21 protein-coding genes are annotated in these 20,935 nt (G+C 71.8%); 15 read left to right on the top strand and 6 right to left on the bottom strand.

Annotated features, from left to right (window positions below; all coding sequences use genetic code 11):
- The first annotated feature begins 14 nt into the window (after positions 1-14).
- Positions 15-812, top strand: a complete 798-nt coding sequence (locus ACFYX3_RS01045) for a hypothetical protein (RefSeq protein ID WP_389006897.1) — start codon at positions 15-17, stop codon at positions 810-812.
- Positions 813-888: 76 nt separating this feature from the next.
- Here the strand turns inward: ACFYX3_RS01045 and ACFYX3_RS01040 are convergent, their stop codons facing one another.
- The gene (locus tag ACFYX3_RS01040) at positions 889-1,131 is read right to left on the bottom strand and encodes a mycoredoxin (protein WP_030688646.1); all 243 of its coding nucleotides are present in this window, start codon (positions 1,129-1,131) and stop codon (positions 889-891) included.
- Between the two features lie 147 nt (positions 1,132-1,278).
- Here ACFYX3_RS01040 and ACFYX3_RS01035 point away from each other — a divergent pair, with 147 nt between their 5' ends.
- From ACFYX3_RS01035 to ACFYX3_RS01015, 5 genes are all read left to right on the top strand, one after another.
- Positions 1,279-3,459, top strand: coding sequence for an ATP-dependent DNA helicase UvrD2 (locus ACFYX3_RS01035; protein WP_389006894.1), 2,181 nt, complete (start codon positions 1,279-1,281; stop codon positions 3,457-3,459).
- A gap of 171 nt (positions 3,460-3,630) precedes the next feature.
- Positions 3,631-3,978 (top strand): hypothetical protein, encoded by a 348-nt coding sequence (locus tag ACFYX3_RS01030; protein ID WP_389006891.1) that lies wholly within the window; start codon positions 3,631-3,633, stop codon positions 3,976-3,978.
- Between the two features lie 173 nt (positions 3,979-4,151).
- Complete coding sequence (locus ACFYX3_RS01025) at positions 4,152-4,523, top strand: WhiB family transcriptional regulator (RefSeq protein ID WP_116158969.1); 372 nt, start codon at positions 4,152-4,154, stop codon at positions 4,521-4,523.
- Positions 4,520-4,843, top strand: a complete 324-nt coding sequence (locus ACFYX3_RS01020; RefSeq protein ID WP_116158968.1) for a hypothetical protein — start codon at positions 4,520-4,522, stop codon at positions 4,841-4,843. The genes ACFYX3_RS01025 and ACFYX3_RS01020 overlap by 4 nt, the downstream gene beginning before the upstream one ends.
- 98 nt (positions 4,844-4,941) lie before the next feature.
- Positions 4,942-5,124 (top strand): hypothetical protein, encoded by a 183-nt coding sequence (locus ACFYX3_RS01015; RefSeq protein WP_382660856.1) that lies wholly within the window; start codon positions 4,942-4,944, stop codon positions 5,122-5,124.
- 87 nt (positions 5,125-5,211) lie between these two features.
- Here ACFYX3_RS01015 and ACFYX3_RS01010 read toward each other — a convergent pair whose 3' ends face one another.
- A complete protein-coding gene (locus ACFYX3_RS01010) occupies positions 5,212-6,561 on the bottom strand; it encodes an ABC1 kinase family protein (RefSeq protein WP_382660857.1) in 1,350 nt (449 codons plus the stop codon).
- A gap of 41 nt (positions 6,562-6,602) precedes the next feature.
- Positions 6,603-7,781, bottom strand: a complete 1,179-nt coding sequence (locus ACFYX3_RS01005) for a TOMM precursor leader peptide-binding protein (protein WP_389006884.1) — start codon at positions 7,779-7,781, stop codon at positions 6,603-6,605.
- 209 nt (positions 7,782-7,990) lie between these two features.
- Between ACFYX3_RS01005 and ACFYX3_RS01000 the strand changes: the two genes are divergently transcribed.
- From ACFYX3_RS01000 to ACFYX3_RS00985, 4 genes are all read left to right on the top strand, one after another.
- Positions 7,991-8,578: a M48 family metallopeptidase gene (locus ACFYX3_RS01000; protein ID WP_382660859.1), complete on the top strand. Its 588-nt coding sequence runs from the start codon at positions 7,991-7,993 to the stop codon at positions 8,576-8,578.
- A 133-nt stretch (positions 8,579-8,711) separates the two neighbouring features.
- The gene (locus ACFYX3_RS00995; RefSeq protein WP_389006880.1) at positions 8,712-10,361 is read left to right on the top strand and encodes a TerD family protein; all 1,650 of its coding nucleotides are present in this window, start codon (positions 8,712-8,714) and stop codon (positions 10,359-10,361) included.
- Between the two features lie 11 nt (positions 10,362-10,372).
- Positions 10,373-11,053 (top strand): AIM24 family protein, encoded by a 681-nt coding sequence (locus ACFYX3_RS00990; RefSeq protein ID WP_389006877.1) that lies wholly within the window; start codon positions 10,373-10,375, stop codon positions 11,051-11,053.
- Positions 11,054-11,072: 19 nt separating this feature from the next.
- A complete protein-coding gene (locus ACFYX3_RS00985) occupies positions 11,073-11,828 on the top strand; it encodes an AIM24 family protein (protein WP_382660861.1) in 756 nt (251 codons plus the stop codon).
- A gap of 51 nt (positions 11,829-11,879) precedes the next feature.
- Here the strand turns inward: ACFYX3_RS00985 and ACFYX3_RS00980 are convergent, their stop codons facing one another.
- Together ACFYX3_RS00980 and ACFYX3_RS00975 are read right to left on the bottom strand one after the other, a co-directional pair.
- Positions 11,880-12,407, bottom strand: coding sequence for an NUDIX hydrolase (locus tag ACFYX3_RS00980; RefSeq protein ID WP_376593824.1), 528 nt, complete (start codon positions 12,405-12,407; stop codon positions 11,880-11,882).
- Complete coding sequence (locus ACFYX3_RS00975) at positions 12,404-13,825, bottom strand: zinc-dependent metalloprotease (RefSeq protein ID WP_382660863.1); 1,422 nt, start codon at positions 13,823-13,825, stop codon at positions 12,404-12,406. The genes ACFYX3_RS00980 and ACFYX3_RS00975 overlap by 4 nt, the downstream gene beginning before the upstream one ends.
- A 213-nt stretch (positions 13,826-14,038) precedes the next feature.
- Between ACFYX3_RS00975 and ACFYX3_RS00970 the strand changes: the two genes are divergently transcribed.
- The 4 genes from ACFYX3_RS00970 (at position 14,039) to ACFYX3_RS00955 (ending at position 17,217) form a co-directional block, all read left to right on the top strand.
- Positions 14,039-15,148, top strand: coding sequence for an SDR family oxidoreductase (locus ACFYX3_RS00970; protein ID WP_116158958.1), 1,110 nt, complete (start codon positions 14,039-14,041; stop codon positions 15,146-15,148).
- 92 nt (positions 15,149-15,240) lie between these two features.
- The gene (locus ACFYX3_RS00965; RefSeq protein WP_352028161.1) at positions 15,241-15,702 is read left to right on the top strand and encodes a molybdenum cofactor biosynthesis protein MoaE; all 462 of its coding nucleotides are present in this window, start codon (positions 15,241-15,243) and stop codon (positions 15,700-15,702) included.
- 225 nt (positions 15,703-15,927) lie between these two features.
- Positions 15,928-16,062: a hypothetical protein gene (locus tag ACFYX3_RS00960; RefSeq protein ID WP_389008127.1), complete on the top strand. Its 135-nt coding sequence runs from the start codon at positions 15,928-15,930 to the stop codon at positions 16,060-16,062.
- 66 nt (positions 16,063-16,128) lie between these two features.
- Positions 16,129-17,217: a PDZ domain-containing protein gene (locus tag ACFYX3_RS00955; protein ID WP_389006870.1), complete on the top strand. Its 1,089-nt coding sequence runs from the start codon at positions 16,129-16,131 to the stop codon at positions 17,215-17,217.
- Between the two features lie 75 nt (positions 17,218-17,292).
- Here ACFYX3_RS00955 and ACFYX3_RS00950 read toward each other — a convergent pair whose 3' ends face one another.
- On the bottom strand, positions 17,293-17,844 hold the full coding sequence (locus ACFYX3_RS00950) for a PPA1309 family protein (RefSeq protein ID WP_389006867.1): 552 nt from the start codon (positions 17,842-17,844) through the stop codon (positions 17,293-17,295).
- A gap of 154 nt (positions 17,845-17,998) precedes the next feature.
- On the opposite strand from ACFYX3_RS00950, the gene ACFYX3_RS00945 reads away from it, so the two are divergent.
- Entirely contained in the window at positions 17,999-20,902 is a 2,904-nt protein-coding gene (locus ACFYX3_RS00945) for a UPF0182 family protein (protein ID WP_389008048.1), read from the top strand.
- Positions 20,903-20,935 lie beyond the last annotated feature (33 nt).

Genomic DNA, 20,935 nt, shown 5'->3' with positions numbered 1-20,935 from the left:
CGACACTGCGGTTCATGTCACTCACCGACCTCACGCTCGCCCGGTGGCGGTCCTTCGACCTGCCCGCCGCCCGCCGCTTCGCCGAGGAGGCCGCGCTTCGGGTGGACGGCCGGGTGGCCCTCGTCGAGACCACGGAGCACCTCGGTGGCCCGCTGCACCGGGTCCGGATCGAGCGCGACAGGCAGGCGTTCGCGCTGATACCCGGAGGCCCGGTGACCCTCGGCTTCGACCCGGACGGCTGGCAGCCGACGCCTTGGCAGGCAGCCGACTACGCCGAGAGCCTGGAGCGGGGCTTCGCCGACGGACCCGACCTGCGGGCCCACCTGGCGCAGGTGCTCAGCCCCCGCCGGAGCGTCGTGCTGCCGACGGTGCTCATGGCCGTGGAGGACGAGGACCTGACCGAGCCGCCCGCCGAGATGCCGGCGGTGCTCGCGGAGCGCGGCCTGCGGATGCCGACCTCCGACGAGTGGGAGCACGCGTGCGGGGCCGGGGCGGGGACCCTGTTCCGGTGGGGGAACGACTGCCCCCTCGACGAGCTCCCCTACGGGGACGGCCCGGCCCCGCGGAACGAGCCGAGCGCCTTCGGCCTGCGCATCGCCTACGACACGTACCGGTCGGAGCTGACGAGCGACACCACCGCGGTCCACGGCGGAGACGGCGGTGAGTCGGTGTGCGGCGGCTACGGCCACCTGCTGGCCTGGCTGCCCCTGGCCACCGCACACCGCAACCCGTCCATGACCGAGTTCGTGTACGGCCCGGAAGGCGACGACATGGGGGAGGAGCTCTCCACCCGGCCCGTGCTCGCGCTCTGACCCGTCGGCGCTGCCGCGGACGTACGGAAAACCCCCGGCCGGCCTCGGGCCGGTCGGGGGTCGTGTCGTGCGGGCGTCAGACGCCGATCTTCTGCTTGACCTGAGCCAGGCTCGGGTTCGTCAGGGTCGAACCGTCCGGGAAGAGGACGGTCGGGACCGTCTGGTTGCCGCCGTTGGCCTTCTCGACGAAAGCCGCCGAGTCGGGGTCCTGCTCGATGTTGATCTCCGTGTACGCGATGCCCTCGCGGTCCATCTGGCTCTTCAGCCGACGGCAGTAGCCGCACCACGTGGTGCTGTACATCGTCACAGTGCCCTGCATGGCCAGGCGCTCCTCTTGTTCGCGGACAGGTGCCGAGAAGGAGAACGTACGCCCTCCCGGCGCCATTCCCGGAATTCGTATGACCGGCGGCACGTGCCTGTGGACGAGCCTCGACGGCGAGCTCGCCCGACCTGGCAGCATTGGGGGGTGACAGCAGCAACGCACTCCACTCTCTTCCCGCAGGTCCCGGAGACGGCCGACGCGGTGCTCGACGGGCTCGACCCCGAGCAGCGCGAGGTCGCCCTTGCCCTCAACGGACCGGTGTGCGTCCTCGCGGGAGCCGGTACGGGCAAGACCCGGGCCATCACCCACCGCATCGCGTACGGGGTGCGGGCGGGCATCCTGCAGCCCGCCAGTGTGCTCGCCGTCACGTTCACCAACCGCGCCGCGGGCGAGATGCGCGGCCGGCTCCGGCAGCTCGGCGCGGGCGGCGTCCAGGCGCGCACCTTCCACTCCGCGGCCCTCCGGCAGCTCCAGTTCTTCTGGCCGAAAGCAGTCGGTGGCGAGCTGCCCCGCCTCCTGGAGCGGAAGGTCCAGCTGGTCGCCGACGCCGCGGCCCGCTGCCGGATCCGGCTCGACCGGAACGAGCTCAGGGACGTGACCGGCGAGATCGAGTGGGCCAAGGTCACCCAGACCGTCCCCGCCGACTACCCGGCCGCCGTCGCCAAGTCCGTCAGGGAGGCCCCGCGGGACCCGGCCGAGATCGGCCAGATCTATGCCATGTACGAGCAGCTGAAGCGCGACCGCTCGGTGATCGACTTCGAGGACGTGCTGCTGCTCACCGTCGGCATCCTCCAGGACCGGCACGACATCGCCGACCAGATCCGCCGCCAGTACCAGCACTTCGTCGTCGACGAGTACCAGGACGTCTCCCCGCTCCAGCAGCGGCTGCTCGACCTGTGGCTCGGCGACCGGGACAACCTCTGCGTCGTCGGCGACGCCAGCCAGACGATCTACTCCTTCACCGGCGCCACCCCCGACCACCTGCTGAACTTCCGCACCCGGCATCCGGATGCCACGGTCGTGAAGCTGGTCCGCGACTACCGTTCCACCCCGCAGGTCGTCCACCTGGCGAACGGACTGCTCAGCCAGGCCCACGGCCGGGCCGCCGAGCACCGCCTGGAGCTGATCTCGCAGCGCGACCCGGGCCCCGAGCCGGTCTACACGGAGTACGCCGACGAGCCCGCCGAGGCCGAGGGCACCGCCCGCCGCATCCGCGACCTCATCGCCGCCGGAGTCCCGGCCGGCGAGATCGCCGTCCTCTACCGGATCAACGCCCAGTCCGAGGTCTACGAGCAGGCCCTCGCCGACGCCGGAGTGCCCTACCAGCTCCGAGGCGCCGAGCGCTTCTTCGAGCGCCAGGAGGTGCGGGAGGCGGGCATCGCCCTGCGCGGCGCCGCCCGCGCCGGGGCCAACGACTCGCTCCTCGACGACGCCGAGGACCTGCCCGCACAGGTCAGGGCCGTCCTCTCCACCAAGGGCTGGACGACCCGCCCGCCCGCCGGCTCCGGCGCCGTCCGCGACCGCTGGGAGTCCCTCGCCGCCCTCGTCCGGCTCGCCGAGGACTTCGCCCGCGCCAAGCCCGAAGCCACCCTCTCCGACCTGGTCGCCGAGCTCGACGAGCGGGCCGCCGCCCAGCACGCCCCGACCGTCCAGGGCGTCACCCTCGCCTCGCTGCACGCGGCCAAGGGCCTCGAATGGGACGCCGTCTTCCTGGTCGGCCTCACCGAGGGCATGATGCCGATCACGTACGCCAAGACCGACGAGCAGGTCGAGGAGGAGCGCCGCCTGCTGTACGTGGGCGTCACCCGGGCCCGGGTCCACCTCACGCTCTCCTGGGCGCTCTCCCGCTCCCCGGGCGGCCGCGCCAACCGGCGCCCCAGCCGCTTCCTCAAGGGCCTGCGGCCCGGCTCCGGCTCCCTCGGCACCGTCGGCTCCGGCGGCGCCTCCGGCTCCGTCGAGCGGGGGAGCGGCCTGCGCCGGCGGGGGCTCCGCGGCCCCGTCCGGTGCCGGGTCTGCGGCGCCACCCTCACCGAGGCGGGCGCGATGAAGCTGATGCGCTGCGAGGAGTGCCCCTCGGACATGGACGAGGGCCTGTACGAGCGGCTGAGGGACTGGCGGTCGGAACAGGCCAGGGAGCTCGGCCAGCCGGCCTATTGCGTGTTCACCGACAAGACGCTCATGGCGATCGCCGAGCGCGTCCCCACGACCGACGGAGAGCTCGCCTCGATCTCCGGCGTCGGCGTCCGCAAGCTCGACCGCTTCGGAGCCGAGGTCCTGGCCATCTGCGCAGGTGAGGAGGGTGGGACGGGCGAGGACGAGGTCTGAGGAAAACTCGTCGGAAAAATAGTTTGCGCCCGCCCCGTCAAGCCCCATAGGTTCTTAACCACGGAAACAGTGCTTCTTCGAAGCCCTGTCTTCGTGCTGTACTTGTCCAAATAAACACGAGGGTCCGGCTCGCACCCGAGCCCTCTGAGACGCCGAGAGGAGGCGATTCCAGTGATCAGCACCACCATTCAGACCCGCACCGTCAGCATCGTCGGCACGGCCAAAATGACCGATCGCTCGGTCGTCTCCGCCTGCTCGCTCGGCCTCTCCGCCTCGGCCCTCATTGGCACCGGTCTGCCCGTCGCCGGCCTGCCCGTCACCGGTCTTTCCGGTCTCGGCACGGCCGCCGTGGCTCCGCGCAATGAGCGACCGACCAAGGCACTGGAAGCAGTAGCAGCAGGCAAGGCCACGGCCTATGGCTTTGCGGCGACCGGTGCCGGAACCCAGCAGCAGACGACGACGCACCACCACATGATGTGGGCCTTCCGTGGGCTCGAACCCTGGAGTGATCCAGTCTGATCCATGATCAGACCGGCGCCTTCAGGGCCGCGGAACCCCACCCGGGATCCGCGGCCCTTCTGTTTGTCCCCGAACGGGGACGACGGCGCGAAGGGGCCTCGGGAAAGACACCGCCCGGTACCAGCCGAAACCCCGGCCAACAGGCCGGAACGACCAGACGAGGAAAGACCACCGTGCAACTCGAAGCGCACGCCCCGTCCGTACCGCATTCCGAATCGATCCCCCAGCCCGGCCTCACGGAGGACCCCGCTTTGACCCCCCTCACCGCGCTCACCGCGCTCGACGACGCCATCGAGAACCTCGGCGTCCCCGTACCGTGTCGCGCCTACGACCCCGAGGTCTTCTTCGCGGAGTCCCCGGCCGACGTCGAGTACGCGAAGTCCCTCTGCCAGACCTGCCCGCTCGTCGCGGCCTGCCTGGCCGGCGCCAAGGAGCGCCGCGAGCCCTGGGGTGTCTGGGGTGGCGAGCTCTTCGTCCAGGGCGTGGTCGTCGCCCGCAAGCGGCCCCGTGGCCGTCCGCGCAAGAACCCGGTCGTCGCGGCATGAGCGCCACCGGAACCATCGACCGTCCCCTCACGCACGATCCCCAGAAGCAGGCCCCGATGACCTCTTCCACCAGCGAGCCCGCCGGCTCCGCGACCTCAGTCTTCTCCCCCGCCGCCGCGCACACCGCGCGTCAGAACAGGACCCGTGAAATGCAACTCGCCCCCGAAGCCCTGGCCCGTGCCCATATGCATGAGCGACAGCGTGAGGCCGACGCGGAACGCCAGGCCGTGCGCCTGGTCGCCGCCCGGCGCATGCAGCGCCGCGCCGAGCGCGTCTCGCTGCGCGCCCGCCGCGCGCTCGCCATGGCCGTCATGCACTGAGCATCGCCGTGATGCCTCCGCGGGGGCCGGTCCGAACGGACCGGCCCCCGCGGTGCGTTGTCCGCACCGCGACCCCGCGCCGGGCTATCGTCACCAGGGTGAACGAAGCCCGCGCCGCCAAGGAGCCCGTCGTCTGCGCCCGCTGCGGCAAGACCGCCGAGTCCGTCCCGGTGACCTGGACCTGCTCGGTCGAGAACGGCCGGCGGGAGTACTTCTGCGAGGAGTGCGCGCGGGAGAACATCCGCGCGATCGAGGGCCGCCTCGACTCGTCCTGGTGGTAGGCGCCGAGCCGCCCGCTGCGGGTTGCGCCCCGCCGTCGTGGACACCGCCCCGCCGGGCGCCCGGGCCCGCACGGCGGGGCGGCGTCCCTACGCGGGGTCCTCGGCCTCGAAGCCGGGGAGCCAGTTCGCCAGTTCCGTTCGCAGGCCGACCGTCGCGTTCAGCTGGCAGAGCACCCCGATCGTGCTCAGCGTCACCCGGTGTATCAGCAGATACGACGGCGGCAGGTTCAGCTGCTTGCCCAACTGGTGCGCGGGGGAGCGGGGATCGGCGATCCGGGCCGCCTGCGTCCGCATCCAGCCGCGGCTGAACGCGAATGCCTCCACCTCGGCCGGCTCGATGATCGGCAGCAGGTAGGCGAGGACCGCGTCCGGGTCCAGCGCGACGGACTCCTTGACGAAGCCCTCCGCGCACAGGAGCTCGTAGACCGTGTCGGCCTCCCCGGCGACCGCCATCCGCAGACACGTGCCGATCGTCTCCGGCAGCCCGCCCGGCAGCCGGTCCACCGTGCCGAAGTCGAGGACGCCGAGCCGCCAGCCCTCCGGCCCCTCGTCCTCGTCCGCGCCGGGCAGCAGCCGGAAGTTCCCGGGGTGTGGATCGGCGTGCAGCAGACCCGTGCGCGCGGGGCCCGAGAAGAGGAAGCGGGCGAGCAGCTGGCCCGCCCGGTCGCGCTGCGCCTCCGTGCCGTCCGCGATCACCTCCGCGAGCGGCACCCCGTCCATCCACTCCGTCACGAGGATCTGCTCCGACTGGTGCACCACCGCCGGCACCACCACGTCGGGATCGTCCGCGAACTCCTCCGCGTGGATCCGCTGGGCCTCCGCCTCGAGGGCGTAGTCCAGCTCCTCCGACACCCGGTCCCGCATCTCCGCGATCAGCGGCTTGATGTCCATGCCCGGGACCAGCGGGCCGAGGAGCCGGGCGAAGCGGCTCAGCTGCGTCAGGTCCGAGAGCAGCGCCTCCCCGGCACCCGGGTACTGCACCTTCACCGCGACCTCGCGCCCGTCGTGCCACACGGCCCGGTGCACCTGCCCGATCGAGGCCGCCGCCGCCGGCTTGTCCTCGAACTCCAGGAACAGCTCACGCCACTCGGCACCGAGCCGCTCCTCCAGGACCGCGTGCACCGTGCGCGTCGGCATCGGCGGGGCCGCGTCCTGAAGCTTCGTCAGCGCCGCCCGGTAGGGCCCGGCGACCTCCTCCGGCAGGGCCGACTCGAAGACGGACAGCGCCTGTCCGAACTTCATGGCCCCGCCCTTGAGCTCACCGAGCACCTTGAACAGCTGCTCGGCCGTGCGCTGCTGCAGCTCGCGGGCGACGAGCTCCGCCGATCTGCCGCCGATCCGCTTGCCCAGACCCCAGGTGGCCCGGCCCGCGAAGCCCAGAGGCAACGCGGCCAACTTGGCGGTCCGGGTGACCGCCTTCCGGGGAAGATCAGACATACGCCCCTCCAAAACCCAGACTGCCGTGCCGCGCAGGGCCGTTACCCCGCCATTGTGTCCTGCGCGTCCCCGACCGCCGAGGCGCGCTCCCCCTCTTCTCCGCGCGCCGCCCCGCAGGGGCACGCCGGGTGCGGTCTCAGCCGCTCCGCCCGCCACTCCAGGAGCGGCAGCGAGGCCTCCCATCGGGTGCCGGTGCTCGCCGGGAGGTCCCCGTCCAGGAAGGCCAGCGCATGCGCGGCGGCCAGCCCGGCGACCGCCGTCGCGAGGCCCAGGTCGCAGGCGGGCAGCGGATGCGGGGCGCCGGAGCGCCACTGGGCGAGGAGCCGGGGCGTCACCGGGTCCCGGTCCGTCCGCTCCTCCTGGAGGCACCGAGCACAGGCCGTGCCGCCCGGCAGCACGAGAGGTCCGACCACCCCCGTCGCCTCCAGGACGCCCGCGTAGAGGTGAGGGATGCCGGTGGAGACCCACGGCTCGGCGGGGACCGGATCGGGGACGTACGCCCCGAGACCGTCCCGTGGTGTCACCACGACGAGTGACAACCCGGGCTCGCCCCGGCCTTCACCCGATCCGCTCCGTTCGCAGCGGCCACGTGTCCCGCCGGGCCGTCCGGGCCGTCCCGCCTCCCGGGTCCAGCGCCCCACCAGGCGCCGGGCCGCCGTCGCCCTGCGCTCACCGACGGACTCGGCGGGCAGTCCGCCCGGAGACGTCTCCCAGGGCTCGACCCGGCCCGCGTCCAGGACCTCGACCGAGCCGACGCCCGCCGCCGCGAGCAGGGCCGCCACCGCCGTCCCCACCCGGCCCGCGCCCCGGACCTGGACGCGCAGGGCCCGCCGGGCCGCCAGGGTCCGCGCCGCCCGGTCCGGCTCGGGGTGCACCACGGAGAGGGAGGCCAGGTCGGCGCGGAGGGGATCGAGCGCCACGTCCACCGCGCCGGCGGCCGGACCCGCCCTCCCCGGCCGACCGGTCGCGGCGTCCGTGAGCAGCCCGGCCGACTCCAGCCGGCCCAGGAGCGCCTCCAGGCGTCCGTCCGGGAGGCCGAGCGCCCGGACCTCGGCCCGCAGCAGCGCGGTCCCGCGGGTGCCGTCGAGCAGCCCGAGCACCGCCCCCGTCGCCGGGTCGACCGGGTCGAGCACCACCGCGTGCGCCGGGGCGACGCCGAACTGCACGCACCGCAGACTCCGCCACGCCCGCCGCAGCGCCGGTTTCACCATCGGATGCATTTCCCCGCCCCCGTCCGAGAGGTCATTCATGATCGACAACGCATTCCGTCGCCCCGGGGCGAGAATGCCCCGCCGCCGCGACGGCCGCCGAAAGTTGTCCACAGGTCAGGGGATTAGTCGTTCAATATGGTGAGCGGTGGGGTCTGATCGTTTCCGAAACCGCTCCCGGGACGGGACTTCCCCCTCGGACAGCGGGTAACGTCGGGGCCGTGCCCGCCGACCCACAGCGCAGCGTGACCAGCGAACCGCCCCGCGGGGCGGGGACGAGCGCGGTCGAGGTCCGCAGAAGCCCACGGCGGAGCAGAACCGTCTCGGCCTACCGCGAGGGCGACCGGACGATCGTGCTCATCCCGGCCCGCATGTCGGAGGCGGAGGAGCGCCGCTGGGTGGGCGTCATGCTGGACAAGCTCGCCGCCCAGGAGAGCCGCGGCGTCCTCGGCGACCGCGAGCTCACCGAGCGCGCGCTGCACCTCTCGGAGCAGTACTTCGACGGCCGTGCCCGCCCCCGTTCCGTCCGCTGGGTGACCAACCAGAACACCCGCTGGGGCTCCTGCACCCCCTCCGAGGGCAGCATCCGCCTCTCGCACCGGCTCCAGGGCATGCCCGAGTACGTCGTCGACTACGTCCTCCTGCACGAGCTGGCCCACCTCCTCGTCCCCGGGCACGGTCCGAGGTTCTGGCGGCTCCTGGAGGCGTACCCCCGCACCGAGCGGGCGCGCGGCTACCTGGAGGGCGTGGTCGCCGCCGCGCGGCTGCCGCACCTTCCGGCCGCCGGCGAGGCCGCTCGCGAGGAGTGACGGGGCCGCCGCGCGCGCGTGCGCGGGTTTTCCCGATTCCGTACCGAAGAGGACCTGGCCTGTCTCAATGTCGTGCCCAGCGGTTAGCCTGGCGCGAGCATTCGCCATTCGGGATGGGGGACGGTCGTTACGCATGGCCAGGGAATTCCAACGCGGCCACAAGGCCAAGATCAGTGATCTGACCGCGGGGACCGATCTGTACGTCGGTGTGCAGATCGCGGCGCCCGGACTCACTTTCGACATCAGCTGCTTCGGACTCGACGCGGACGAGCGTCTCTCCGACGACCGCTACTTCGTCTTCTTCAACCAGCCGAAGTCGCCCGAGGAGTCCATCCAGCTGCTCGGCGCGCAGTCCGGTGACACCGAGTCCTTCCGCGTCACCCTCGACCGCATCCCCGCGAACATCCACAAGCTGTCGTTCACCGCGACGATCGACGGCGCTGGCCAGATGTCCCAGGTCGGCCCCGGTCACCTGCGGATCGTGGCGGGCGGCGAGGAGGTCGCGCGCTACGCGTTCACGGGCGCGGAGTTCTCCACCGAACGCGCGGTGATGCTCGGCGACTTCTACCTCAAGGACGTGTGGCGGTTCGCCGCCGTCGGCCAGGGCTTCGACGGAGGCCTGGAGGCGCTCCTGCGGAACTTCGGCGGCGAGGTCGCCGAGGACGAGCCGGCCGCCCCGCAGCAGCAGGCCGCGGCCCCCGGCTTCGCCCCGCCGCCGCAGGCGGCGGCGCCCCCGGCCTTCGGCGCGCCCGCGCCGGCCCCCGCGCCCGCGTTCGGTGCTCCGCCGGCCCCGCCCGCGCCGGCCCCGCCGGCGCCGGTCCACACGCAGCCGACGATGGTCGCGCCGCTGGCCCCGGCTCCCGTGCCGCCGCCGGCGCCGGCCCCCGCCCCCTACGGGCAGCCGCCGCAGCCGCAGTACGGCCAGGTCCCGGGCCAGCCTCCCGGCCAGTACCCCGGACAGATCCCGGGCCAGTACCCCGGTCAGGGCCAGCCGCCGCAGGCCCCGTACGGACAGCCGCAGCAGACGCCCCCGTACGGGCAGCCCGACCCCGGCCCGTACGGGCAGCAGCCCCCGGCGTACGGGCAGCAGCCCGGCGTGCCGCAGGGCGTGCCGGCCACCGGAGCGGGGCTCGCCGCCGCGCTCGCGCCGTACAAGGAGACCGCCACCGGCGCCCGCTGGACCCCGCAGAACCAGCAGCTCATGCGGGTCGACCTGGCCATGGGCGGCGTCCCCGTCCTCGCCCGCCAGGGCTCCATGGTCATGTACCAGGGCAAGGTCGACTTCGGCTACAAGGGCGCGGGCTTCGCCGGCCGGATCGTCGGCAACGCCACCGGCCAGGAGATGCAGCTCATGCGCTGCACCGGCCGCGGCCAGGTCTTCCTCGCCGAGAACGGCGCCCACCTGCACCCGATCGAGCTCCAGGGCGACGGCATCTGCGTCTCCGCCGAGAACGTCCTCGCGTTCGACGAGTCCCTGCAGTACGAGGTCCGCCGCATCGAGGGCCACGGCATCCCCGGCGGCGCCCTCTTCACCATGCAGTTCCAGGGCACCGGCACCGTCGTCGTGAAGACCCACGGCGTCCCCGTCGTCCTGCCCGTCACGCCGACGACCTTCGCCGACTGCAACGCCGTCGTCGCCTGGTCCTCCGCGTCCCAGGTCGTCCTCTCCAGCCAGGTGCGGCTCCGCCGCAACGCCTACCCGGGCCACAGCGGGGAGACCGTGAACCTCCAGTTCCGGGGAGCCCCCGGCAACTTCATCGTCGTCCAGCCCTACGAGGTCTGAGGGAGCCCGTCATGAACCAGCAACTCGCGGGCTACGCCCCGACCCCCGTCGCGGCCCGGATGGAGAACCACGGCCGCACCATGCTCAAGGTCGCCATGGCCTCCGGCCAGGACCTGTACGCACGGACCGGCTCGATGGTCGCCTACGAGGGCTTCATCACCTACGAGCCCAACCCGCCCGCCGTCCGCCAGGTCGCCCAGCAGTGGGCCACCGGCGAGGGCGCGCCCATCATGAAGTGCTCCGGCGACGGACTGCTCTACCTCGCCGACTACGGCGCCGACGTCGTCGTCATCAACCTCCAGAACGACTCGATCTCGGTCAACGGCACCAACGTGCTCGCCTTCGACGCCCACCTCCAGTGGAGCGTCGAGCGGGTCAAGGGCCTCGCCAAGTTCGCCGGCCAGGGCCTGTTCAACGTGGAGATCGCCGGCACCGGCTGGGTCGCGCTCACCTCGCGCGGCACGCCGATCGTCGTCGACTGCGGCCGCGGCGAGGACGAGACGTACGTCGACCCCGACGCGCTCGTCGCCTGGTCGCCCGCGCTCAAGGTCAAGGGCAAGCGCAGCTTCAAGGCGTCCTCCCTCATCGGGCGGGGCAGCGGCGAGGCATACCAGATGGCCTTCTCGGGCCAGGGCATCGTCGTCGTACAGCCGAGCGAGGACAGCACCGACCGCCTGCGGGTCCGGGGCTGAGGGGGAGCGAGAACACACCATGCAGAGCCCGCTTTTCAACCACGCCGAACAGCAGAGCCAGGAGCGGTACGTCATCCAGAACCCGCAGCTCCTGCGGGTCAGCCTCACCGGGCAGGACGACGTCCTCGCCCGCAAGGGCGCCATGGTCGCGTACCAGGGACTCGTCGACTTCGACGGCGAGTACAAGACCCCGAGCCAGCGCCGGGCCCAGGCCCGCACCGGCGAGGGCCTGGACCTCATGCGCTGCTCCGGCCAGGGCACGGTCTACTTCGCCAACCTCGCCCAGCACGTCCACATCGTGGAGGTCGAGCAGGACGGCCTGACCGTCGACAGCGCCTACGTCCTGGCGCTCGACTCGACCCTCCACACCGAGGTCATCGCCGTCGACAGCCAGTACGGCATCTCCGGCTCCGGCAAGTACCAGCTCAACATCTCCGGCCGCGGCAAGGTCGCCCTGATGACCTCGGGGCAGCCGCTGATGATGCAGGTCACGCCCGAGAAGTACGTCAGCGTCGACGCCGACGCGATCGTCGCCTGGTCCACCGGGCTGCGCGTCCAGATGCAGGCGCAGACGACCAACTCCAGCGTCCGCCGCCGCCGTGGCGACACGGGCGAGGGCTGGGAGCTCAGCTTCCTCGGCCAGGGCTTCGCGCTCGTCCAGCCGAGCGAGGTCATGCCCCCGCAGCACGCGGCCATCGGCCAGGGCATCGCCGCCCAGTTCGGCGCCGGCCAGCACGGCGCCCACGCCCAGAACCAGAACAACGCCTGGAACTGAGCACACGCGAACGAGGGGCGGTCTCCACCGGAGACCGCCCCTCACACGTGCTCACGCCAGCCGCGCCAGCGTGCCCTTCAGCAGTTCCACCACCGACGTGTCGGCCACGTCCGCCACGTCCTCGTACGCGAACCAGCGCAGGTCCAGCGACTCGTCACTGATCTCCGCCACCGCGTCCGCCGGGGCGAGCGCCGCGTACTGCACGTCCAGGTGCCAGTGGCACGGCGCCGGGATCGGATGCCGGTCGAGGCGCACCGGGCCGCCCGGCAGCAGGGTGAGACCCGTGGCGATGCCGGACTCCTCGGCCGCCTCGCGCAGCGCCGCCGCCTCCACCGTCGGATCGCCCGCCTCGCAGTGGCCGCCCATCTGGAGCCACATGCCCAGCTTCTTGTGCAGGGTGAGCAGCACCCGCCCCCGCGCAGGGTCGATCACCAGCGCGCTGGAGGTCAGATGGCCCGCCTCGCACGGCTTGTACATGCCGTCCGGGTGCTCGGCGAGATGCGCCAGGTAGACATCGCGCAGCTCCGGCTGGTCCTCGTACCCCTTCAGGACGCGGACCGCGTCGTCGTACAGGCTCACTTCTCGTCGTCCCCGTCCTCGGTGCTCTCGCCCTTGGCGGCCTCGCCGAGCATCTTGTCCAGCTCGGAGAAGTCCAGGTGCTCCCGGTGCACGAAGCCGTCGGGGTCGTCCAGGTCCGTCGCCGTCGGCAGCATGTCCGGGTGCTCCCACAGACCGTCCCGGCCGTCGACCCCGCGCGCGTCGGTGAGCGAGGCCCACAGGCGCGCCGCGTCCCGCAGCCGCCGCGGACGCAGCTCGAGACCGATCAGCGTCGCGAAGGTCTGCTCGGCGGGACCGCCCGAGGCCCGGCGCCGGCGCAGCGTCTCGCGCAGCGCGTCCGCCGAGGTCAGCCGGGACTTGGCGGCCTCGTGGACCACCGCGTCCACCCAGCCCTCGACCAGCGCGAGCGCCGTCTCCAGACGGGCCAGGGCCGCCTTCTGCTCCGGGGTGTCCTCCGGCTGGAACATGCCCTGCTGGAGTGCCTCCTGCAGCTGCTCCGGGTGCGTCGGGTCGAGCTGACCGACGGCCTCCTCCAGCTTCGAGGTGTCGACCTTGATCCCGCGCGCGTATCCCTCGACCGCACCGAAGAGGTGCGCCCGCAGCCACGGCACGTGCGCGAAGAGGCGCTGGTGCGCGGCCTCGCGCAGGGCCAGGTAGAGCCGCACCTCGTCCGAGGGGACGCCCAGGTCCTTGCCGAAGGCCGCGATGTTCAGCGGCAGCAGCGCGGCACGCCCGGCCGGGCCGAGCGGCAGGCCGACGTCCGTCGAGCCGACGACCTCACCGGCGAGCGCGCCCACGGCCTGCCCGATCTGCTGGCCGAACATGGCGCCGCCCATGGAGCGCATCATGCCGATCAGCGGCCCGGCCATGGCCTGCATCTCCTGCGGCAGGACGTCGCCCATCGCCGAGCCGACCCGCTCGGCGACCGGGTCCACCAGCTGCTGCCACGCCGGCAGCGTCGCCTCGACCCACTCCGCGCGGCTCCACGCCACGGCCGTGCCCGCGCCGGAGGGCAGCGAGGTGACCTGGTCGAGCCACAGGTCGGCCAGCCGCACGGCCTCCTCGACCGCGGACTTCTCGGCCGGACCCACGCTCGCGTCCTTCGTGCCGTCGGCGGTGCCCTGGGCCACCACCTGGCGCGCGATCTGCTTGGCCATGTCCCAGTTCACGGGACCGCCCTCGTAGCTCAGCATCTGCCCGAGCTGCTGGAAGGCCGCGCCCAGATCGTTGGGGTTCAGGGAGCCGAACATCGCGGCGAACGGATTGTCCGCGCCGCCGGCACCGCCCATGCCGGGCAGCCCGCCGAAGCCGAACGGGTTCGCACCGAACGGGTTGCCGCCAGACCCCTGGCCACCTCCGGCGGGGTCCTTCTTCTTGCCCTCGTCGCCGTTCTCCGGCTCCTCCGGCGGAAGGCCGAATCCGAATGGGGTGTCACTCACAGGTTTCCTCGGCTCGTAGGGCCGCCGGCCTCCTGCCGACGGCGACTGCCCGACCAGGGCCTGTAGGACAGGCCCCGCACACCACCAGCGTAGACATCCGGGCCGGAAATGGGCTCGGTGCTCCGCCGGGCCGTGCCCTGCGGCAGGATGGACGCCACCTGGTCCGTACGCGTCATGCGCGTACGTACTGAAGACAACCGCTGGAGACGCCCGGTGAGTTCCCCAGATCCACAGGTTCGCGGAGCGCGAAACCACTCAACCCGGTCCGCCGTGCGCGGACCCGTCGTCGCGGTCACCGGCGCCGCTTCCGGTGTCGGTGACCTGCTGACCAGACGCCTCGCCGCCTCCGACGAGATCAAGCGGGTCATCGCCATCGACGAGCGCCGGGGCGAGGTCGAGGAGGCGCAGTGGCACATCCTCGACGTGCGCGACCCGGCCATCGCCGAGAAGCTGCGCGGCGCGGACGTCGTCGTGCACCTCGCCGTCGACCTCGACCTGGAGACCGACCCCGCCGCCCGGACGGCCTACAACGTGCGCGGCACGCAGACCGTGCTGACCGCCGCCGCCGCGGCCGGGGTCCACCGCGTGGTGCTCTGCACCTCCGCGATGGTCTACGGCGCCCTGCCCGACAACGACATCCCGCTCTCCGAGGACGCCGAGCTCAGGGCGACGGCGGAGGCCACCGGCGTCGGCGACATGCTGGAGATCGAGCGCCTGGGCCGCCGCGCCCCCCGCGCCCACCCCGGCCTGAACGTCACCGTGGTCCGCCCCGCCGTCCTCGTCGGCGGTACGGACACGGCGCTGACCCGCTACTTCGAGTCGCCCCGGCTGCTCGTCGTCGCAGGCTCCCGGCCCACCTGGCAGTTCTGCCACGTCGAGGACCTGGTCAGCGCCCTGGAGTACGCGGCCCTGGAGAAGGTCGACGGGGAGTTCGCGGTCGGCTGCGAGGGCTGGCTCGAACAGGAGGAGGTCGAGGAGCTCTCCGGGATCCGGCGCATGGAGCTGCCCTCCGCGGTCGCGCTCGGCACCGCGGCCCGCCTCCACCGGATCGGGCTCACCCCGTCCCCGGCGGGCGACCTCGCCTACACCATGCACCCCTGGGTGGTGAGCGTCGGACGGCTGCACGATGCCGGCTGGCGCCCCAGGTGGACGAACGAGGAGGTCCTCGCCGCGCTCCTGGAGGAGGTCGAGGGCCGTCACACGGTCGCCGGCCGCCGCCTGGGCCGCAAGGACGCGACGGCGGCCGGAGCGGCCGGCGCGACGGTGGCGCTGCTCGGCACGGCGGCCCTGGTCCGGCAGATGCGGAAGCGGCGGGGGCTGTAGCGGACGGCTTGTAGGACCCTCCTACGGAGGGTCTCGTCCACAGGTCGAAAGGTCCCTTACCGGATGTCGGAGCCGTACGGCACCATGGGCGCATGGCGCAGACGTACGACCACCCCGGCGAGCAGGCAGCGGACGACCCGATCAAGCTGCTCGCGATCCGTGACACCCCGCTCTCGGTCGACGAGGTCTTCCGGGCCGTCGGAGACGACGCCTCCGGCGGCACGACCCTCTTCGTCGGCACCGTCCGCAACCACGACGGCGGCGCGGACGTCGACGCCCTGGGCTACTCCTGCCACCCGACCGCCGAGGCGGAGCTGCGCCGCGTCGCCGAGAAGGTCGTCGCGAACTACCCGGTCCGCGCCCTGGCCGCCGTCCACCGCGTCGGCGACCTGCGCGTCGGCGACATCGCGGTGGTCGTCGCCGTGTCCTGCCCCCACCGAGGCGAGGCCTTCGAGGCCTGCCGGAAGCTGATCGACGACCTCAAGCACGAGGTCCCGATCTGGAAGCACCAGACGTTCTCGGACGGCACCGAAGAGTGGGTCGGCGCCTGCTAGGGGTGGCAAGGCGACGCGCCGACAGGGCGTAGTCGAACGCCCGATTTGCGTAACCGCCCCCCAGGCGCGAGCGTTGATCCCACAGATGACACAGTCTGCTGATCAACTCACTGGGGATGGGAGGTCGGGATGGCAGCGCTGGCCTGGTTGCTGATTCCGCTTTTCGCAGTCGTCGGCGCGGCGATATGGGGAAGCTGGGCTTCGAGGAACAAGACCATAGGTGACGTGGCGGAACTCGCCGGCTACGCACGCTTCCGGGACGCCATGGAGCGGTCCCACATCACGACCGCCGATTCCGTTCGGCCCGAGCGCGAACCGGCCGCGACGGCCTCGGCCGTCACCACCTCGCCGTCCGGCTGACGCGGAGCCGCCTCGTACGGACCGCCCCAGGGGTGCACCCACAGGCGAGTCCCGTACTGTCGTTCCATGCCACGCCGCACCGCGACGATGCTCGCCTCCACCCTGGTCCTGATCTGTCTGCTCATCGCGGGCGTCCTGATCCCGGTGCCGTACGCGGAGATGAGCCCGGGCCCCACGGTCAACACCCTCGGTGAGGTCAAGGGAGAACCGGTCCTGCAGATCTCCGGTCGCAAGACCTACCCGACCGACGGTCACCTCAACATGACGACGGTCCGCGTCACCAGCGCGGACTACAAGATGAACGCCGTCGAGGCCGTCTACGGATGGCTGGCCCACGACAACGTGGTGGTGCCGCACGACACGCTCTACCCGGACGGCAAGACCGAGGAGCAGTCGAGCCAGGAGAACGCCGAGGAGTTCAGCCAGTCCCAGGAGAGCGCCAAGGTGGCGGCCCTCAAGGAGCTGGGCATCCCGGTGGTGGCCCGGGTCGTCGTCGCCACCGTCGTCAAGGGCGCCCCGGCCGAGGGCAAGCTGCACGCCGGGGACGTCATCAAGGCCGTCGACGGCGTGCCGGTCAAGGAGCAGGCCGACGTCGCCAAGCAGGTGACGAAGCGGAAGCCGGGCCAGGACGTCGAGTTCACGATCGTCCCCGCCAAGGAGGCGGCGGCCGCCGAGAAGGCCCACAAGGAGCCCACCGTCACCCGGAAGGTGGTCATCAGGACCACCACCTCCGAGGAGGGCGACCGGGCCGTCGTGGGCATCCAGGCCGGCACCGACCACGTCTTCCCGTTCACGATCGACATCAAGCTGGCCGACGTCGGCGGCCCCAGCGCCGGTCTGATGTTCGCCCTCGGCATCGTCGACAAGCTCACCCCGGAGAGCCTCACCGACGGCCGGTTCATCGCGGGCACCGGCACCATCGACGACAAGGGCCAGGTCGGCCCGATCGGCGGCATCGAGATGAAGCTGGTCGGCGCGCGGAACGCGGGCGCCGAGTACTTCCTCACCCCGGCCGACAACTGCGAGTCGGCCGCCGCGGACACGCCCGCCGGGCTCACCCTGATCAAGGTGAACACGATCGACGACGCCACGAAGTCGCTGGAGAAGATCCGCAAGGGCGACGTGAAGTCGCTGCCGAGCTGCTCGAAGAGCTAGCTCGAAGAGCCAGAGGTACGGAAAGGGGCGCCCGGTCGACACGACCCGGCGCCCCTTTCCCGTACGTACGGGCTCTCAGCTCTCGAAGGTCGCCGCCAGCGCCTCGGCGAGGCCCGGCACCAGGTCGGGGCCGGTCAGCACCTCGGTCGGGGAGTCCTTCTCGCGCAGCCGGATCGCCGCCTCGCGGGTGCCGTCCCGCAGCACGGCCACGGTCATCCGGACCTCCTGGCGGTCCGGGTGCCCGGCGACCCACTTGGCGAGCTGCTTCTCGTTCAGGCCCTGCGGGACCTGGGCCTCGGCCGACGGGGGCAGCATGAGCCGCTCCACGGTCAGGGCGCAGCCGGCCACGGCGTCGGGCCAGGCGATCGTGCCGAGGAACTCGTCGAGGGCCTTGCCGCGCGGCAGCTTGTCCTGCTCGATCGGGGTGTAGGCGGTGGCGTCGTCGCCCAGGCCGAGCTGGGAGGCGAGCTTGGGCTCCTGGGCGCGCAGCCGAGCGGTGTCGACCAGGGCGAACAGGCGGGCGGGCTGGTCCCAGCCGAGGCCCGACGCGTACTCGTCGATCTCGAGCACTGCGCGGGTGAGGGGGCTCGCGGCCATCGCCGGGCCGGAGGGGGAAACGTTGGACATGACCAATATCCTGCCTCCTCTTCCCCGGAAGTCGGGAACTAGGTAAAGCCTCAGTAAGTTGCATCAGTGGGCTCTACGATCGCGGGGCCTGCTTGCAGACGCATCAAACGCTTTCAGACGCATCAACATCGAGGGGCGCACGTTGGCTTTCCAGATGCCGGACCGCGGCCAAGGCCCGTCCGGGCCAAGGATGAGAGTCGGCCGGCCGTCCCGGCGGGCCCGCACCCTGCTCATGACACTCGGGGTGCTGGCCGTTCTGGCCATGGCGTTCGTGATGTTCGCCGGGTTCTGGACGGACTGGCTCTGGTACCGCTCGGTCCACTACTCGTCCGTGTTCACCACCACCCTGTGGACCAAGATCGGTCTCTTCGCGGTCTTCGGTCTGCTGATGGGGATCGCCGTCGGCTTCAACATCTGGCTGGCGTACCGGCTGCGGCCGCCGCTCAGCGCGATGTCCCTGGAGCAGCAGAGCCTCGACCGGTACCGGATGGGTCTGGCGCCCTTCAAGAAGTGGGTGCTGCTCGCGGTCACCGCCCTGGTGGCCCTGATCGCCGGCGCCTCCGCGTCCGGTCAGTGGCGCACCTGGCTCATGTGGGTCAACGGCGTGGAGTTCGGCCAGAAGGACCCGCAGTTCGACCTCGACGTGTCGTTCTACGCCTTCGACCTGCCCTGGTACCGCTTCCTCCTCGCGTTCGGCTTCGCCGCCGTCGTCCTGTCGCTGATCGCCGCGGCGATCACGCACTACCTGTACGGCGGGCTGCGGATCACCAGCCCGGGCGCGCGTGCCACCGCGGCGGCCACCGGCCACCTCTCGGTGCTGCTCGGCCTCTTCGTCGCGCTCAAGGCCGTCGCGTACTGGCTCGACCGGTACGGCCTGGCGGTGAAGTCCAGTGACTTCAAGGCCACCGGCAACTGGACGGGCCTGCGGTACGTCGACGCCAACGCGTACCTGCCGGCGAAGACCATCCTGTTCTGCATCGCCGTCATCTGCGCGCTGCTGTTCTTCGCGACGCTCTGGCGCCGCACCTGGCAGCTGCCGGTGATCGGCTTCGGCCTGATGGTGCTCTCCGCGATCCTGATCGGCGGCCTGTACCCGGCCATCGTGCAGAAGTTCCAGGTCCAGCCGAACGAGCAGGCCAAGGAAGCGCCGTACATCCAGAAGAACATCGACGCGACCCGCAAGGCGTACGCGATCGACGGGACGAAGGCCGAGAACTACTCGGGCAAGTCGACGGTCAAGGCCAAGGACACGCTGCGGGCGGACGCCGACACGGCGGCCAGCTACCGCCTCCTCGACCCGAACATCGTGTCGCCGACGTTCCAGCAGCTGGAGCAGAAGCGGAAGTACTACCAGTTCCCGACGACCCTGGACGTCGACCGCTACGCCGGCAAGGACACCGTCGTCGGCCTGCGGGAGCTCAACATCAAGGGCATCCCGAAGCGGAACTGGATCAACGACCACTTCACCTACACCCACGGCTACGGCGCGATCCTGGCCTCGGGCACGCAGACGGACGCCAACGGCTCCCCGGTCTTCACCGAGTCCGGACTGCCGACGACCGGCACGCTCGGCACGTACCAGCAGCGGATCTACTACGGCGAGAAGACCGACCAGTACTCGATCGTGGGCGGCCCGCAGAAGGAGCTGGACTACGAGGAGACCGGCGAGAAGACCACCAGCTACAAGGAGAAGAGCGGCGTCAGCCTCTCCAACACCTTCAACCGCGCCGCGTACGCGGTGGCCTTCAGCGAGCCGCAGATCCTCTACTCGGGGGCCATCGGCGACGGCTCGCGGATCCTCTACAACCGCACGCCCAAGGAGCGCGTCGAGGCCGTCGCGCCCTGGCTGACCATCGACGGCGACGCCTACCCGGCGGTCGTCGACGGCCGGATCCAGTGGATCGTCGACGCCTACACCACGACCAACGGCTACCCGTACGCCTCGCGCACCACGCTCGGCGACACCACGGCCGACTCGCTGACCGTCGGCAACCAGCAGCGCACGGTCGTCGCCCAGCAGAACCAGGTCAACTACATCCGCAACTCGGTGAAGGCCACCGTCGACGCCTACGACGGCACGGTGAAGCTCTACGAGTGGGACACCCAGGACCCGGTCCTGAAGACCTGGATGAAGGCCTTCCCGGGCACCGTCGAGCCGAAGTCCGAGATCAAGGGCGACCTGCTCGCGCACCTGCGCTACCCGCAGGACATGTTCAAGGTCCAGCGCGAGCTGCTGACCCGCTACCACGTCACCGACCCCGCGCAGTTCTACAGCGGTTCGGACGCCTGGCAGGTGCCGGACGACCCGACCAACAAGGACGGCAACGCGGTCCCGCCGTACTACCTGAGCATGAAGATGCCCGGGGACACGGCGCAGCGCTTCTCGCTGACGACGACGTTCACGCCGAACGGGCGGCCCAACCTGGGCGCCTTCATGGCGGTCGACGCCGACGCCACCAGCAAGGAGTACGGCCGGCTGAGACTGCTGCGGGTCACCTCGGACGTGCCGGGCCCGGCCCAGGTGCAGAGCAAGCTCAACGGTCTGCCCTCGGTCGCCACCTTCGTCCGGGACATGAAGGGCGCCGACTCCGACATCCAGTACGGCAACCTGCTGACCGTGCCGCTCGACGGCGGGTTCCTGTACGTGGAGCCGGTGTACGCCCAGGGACGCAACGCGCTCTACCCGCTCCTGAAGAAGGTCGCGGTGTCGTACGTGGACGCGGACCAGCCGGCGGGCGACACCACCAAGGACACCACGGTGTTCGAGGACACCCTCACCGAGGCGCTCAACGCGGTCTTCGGGGTGGAGGCGCCCACCGCGCCGACGACCCCGCCGGGTACCACGAAGCCGCCCGGCACGACCCAGCCGCCGGCCTCGAACGACGCGGCCCTCCAGCAGGCCATCGCCGACGCCCAGAAGGCGTACGACGCCGGCCAGGCCGCTCTGCAGAAGGGCGACTGGACCGCGTACGGCAAGGCCCAGGAGGACCTCCAGGCGGCGCTCCAGCGGGCCGCGGACGCCGGAGCGAAGCTCAAGACGCCCGGGTCAGGCGGCTGACCTGAGGTTTTCCGTCCCCGCGTCGTGATACTG

This window comes from Streptomyces sp. NPDC002463, from assembly GCF_042889835.1.
Classification (GTDB): domain Bacteria; phylum Actinomycetota; class Actinomycetes; order Streptomycetales; family Streptomycetaceae; genus Streptomyces; species Streptomyces nymphaeiformis.
The sequence above is the reverse complement of the archived record's forward strand: the minus strand, read 5'-3'. Positions and strand labels throughout refer to the sequence as shown.

What these genes read in the sequence shown, in the direction of transcription:
- ACFYX3_RS01045 (WP_389006897.1), top strand. Translation starts at nt 15, where the DNA reads ATGTCACTCACCGACCTCACGCTCGCCCGGTGGCGGTCCTTCGACCTG.
- ACFYX3_RS01040 (WP_030688646.1), bottom strand. Translation starts at nt 1,131, where the DNA reads ATGCAGGGCACTGTGACGATGTACAGCACCACGTGGTGCGGCTACTGC.
- ACFYX3_RS01020 (WP_116158968.1), top strand. Translation starts at nt 4,520, where the DNA reads ATGAGCGCCACCGGAACCATCGACCGTCCCCTCACGCACGATCCCCAG.
- ACFYX3_RS01010 (WP_382660857.1), bottom strand. Translation starts at nt 6,561, where the DNA reads ATGTCTGATCTTCCCCGGAAGGCGGTCACCCGGACCGCCAAGTTGGCC.
- ACFYX3_RS01005 (WP_389006884.1), bottom strand. Translation starts at nt 7,781, where the DNA reads ATGCATCCGATGGTGAAACCGGCGCTGCGGCGGGCGTGGCGGAGTCTG.
- ACFYX3_RS00995 (WP_389006880.1), top strand. Translation starts at nt 8,712, where the DNA reads ATGGCCAGGGAATTCCAACGCGGCCACAAGGCCAAGATCAGTGATCTG.
- ACFYX3_RS00990 (WP_389006877.1), top strand. Translation starts at nt 10,373, where the DNA reads ATGAACCAGCAACTCGCGGGCTACGCCCCGACCCCCGTCGCGGCCCGG.
- ACFYX3_RS00985 (WP_382660861.1), top strand. Translation starts at nt 11,073, where the DNA reads ATGCAGAGCCCGCTTTTCAACCACGCCGAACAGCAGAGCCAGGAGCGG.
- ACFYX3_RS00965 (WP_352028161.1), top strand. Translation starts at nt 15,241, where the DNA reads ATGGCGCAGACGTACGACCACCCCGGCGAGCAGGCAGCGGACGACCCG.
- ACFYX3_RS00955 (WP_389006870.1), top strand. Translation starts at nt 16,129, where the DNA reads ATGCCACGCCGCACCGCGACGATGCTCGCCTCCACCCTGGTCCTGATC.
- ACFYX3_RS00950 (WP_389006867.1), bottom strand. Translation starts at nt 17,844, where the DNA reads ATGTCCAACGTTTCCCCCTCCGGCCCGGCGATGGCCGCGAGCCCCCTC.
- ACFYX3_RS00945 (WP_389008048.1), top strand. Translation starts at nt 17,999, where the DNA reads ATGCCGGACCGCGGCCAAGGCCCGTCCGGGCCAAGGATGAGAGTCGGC.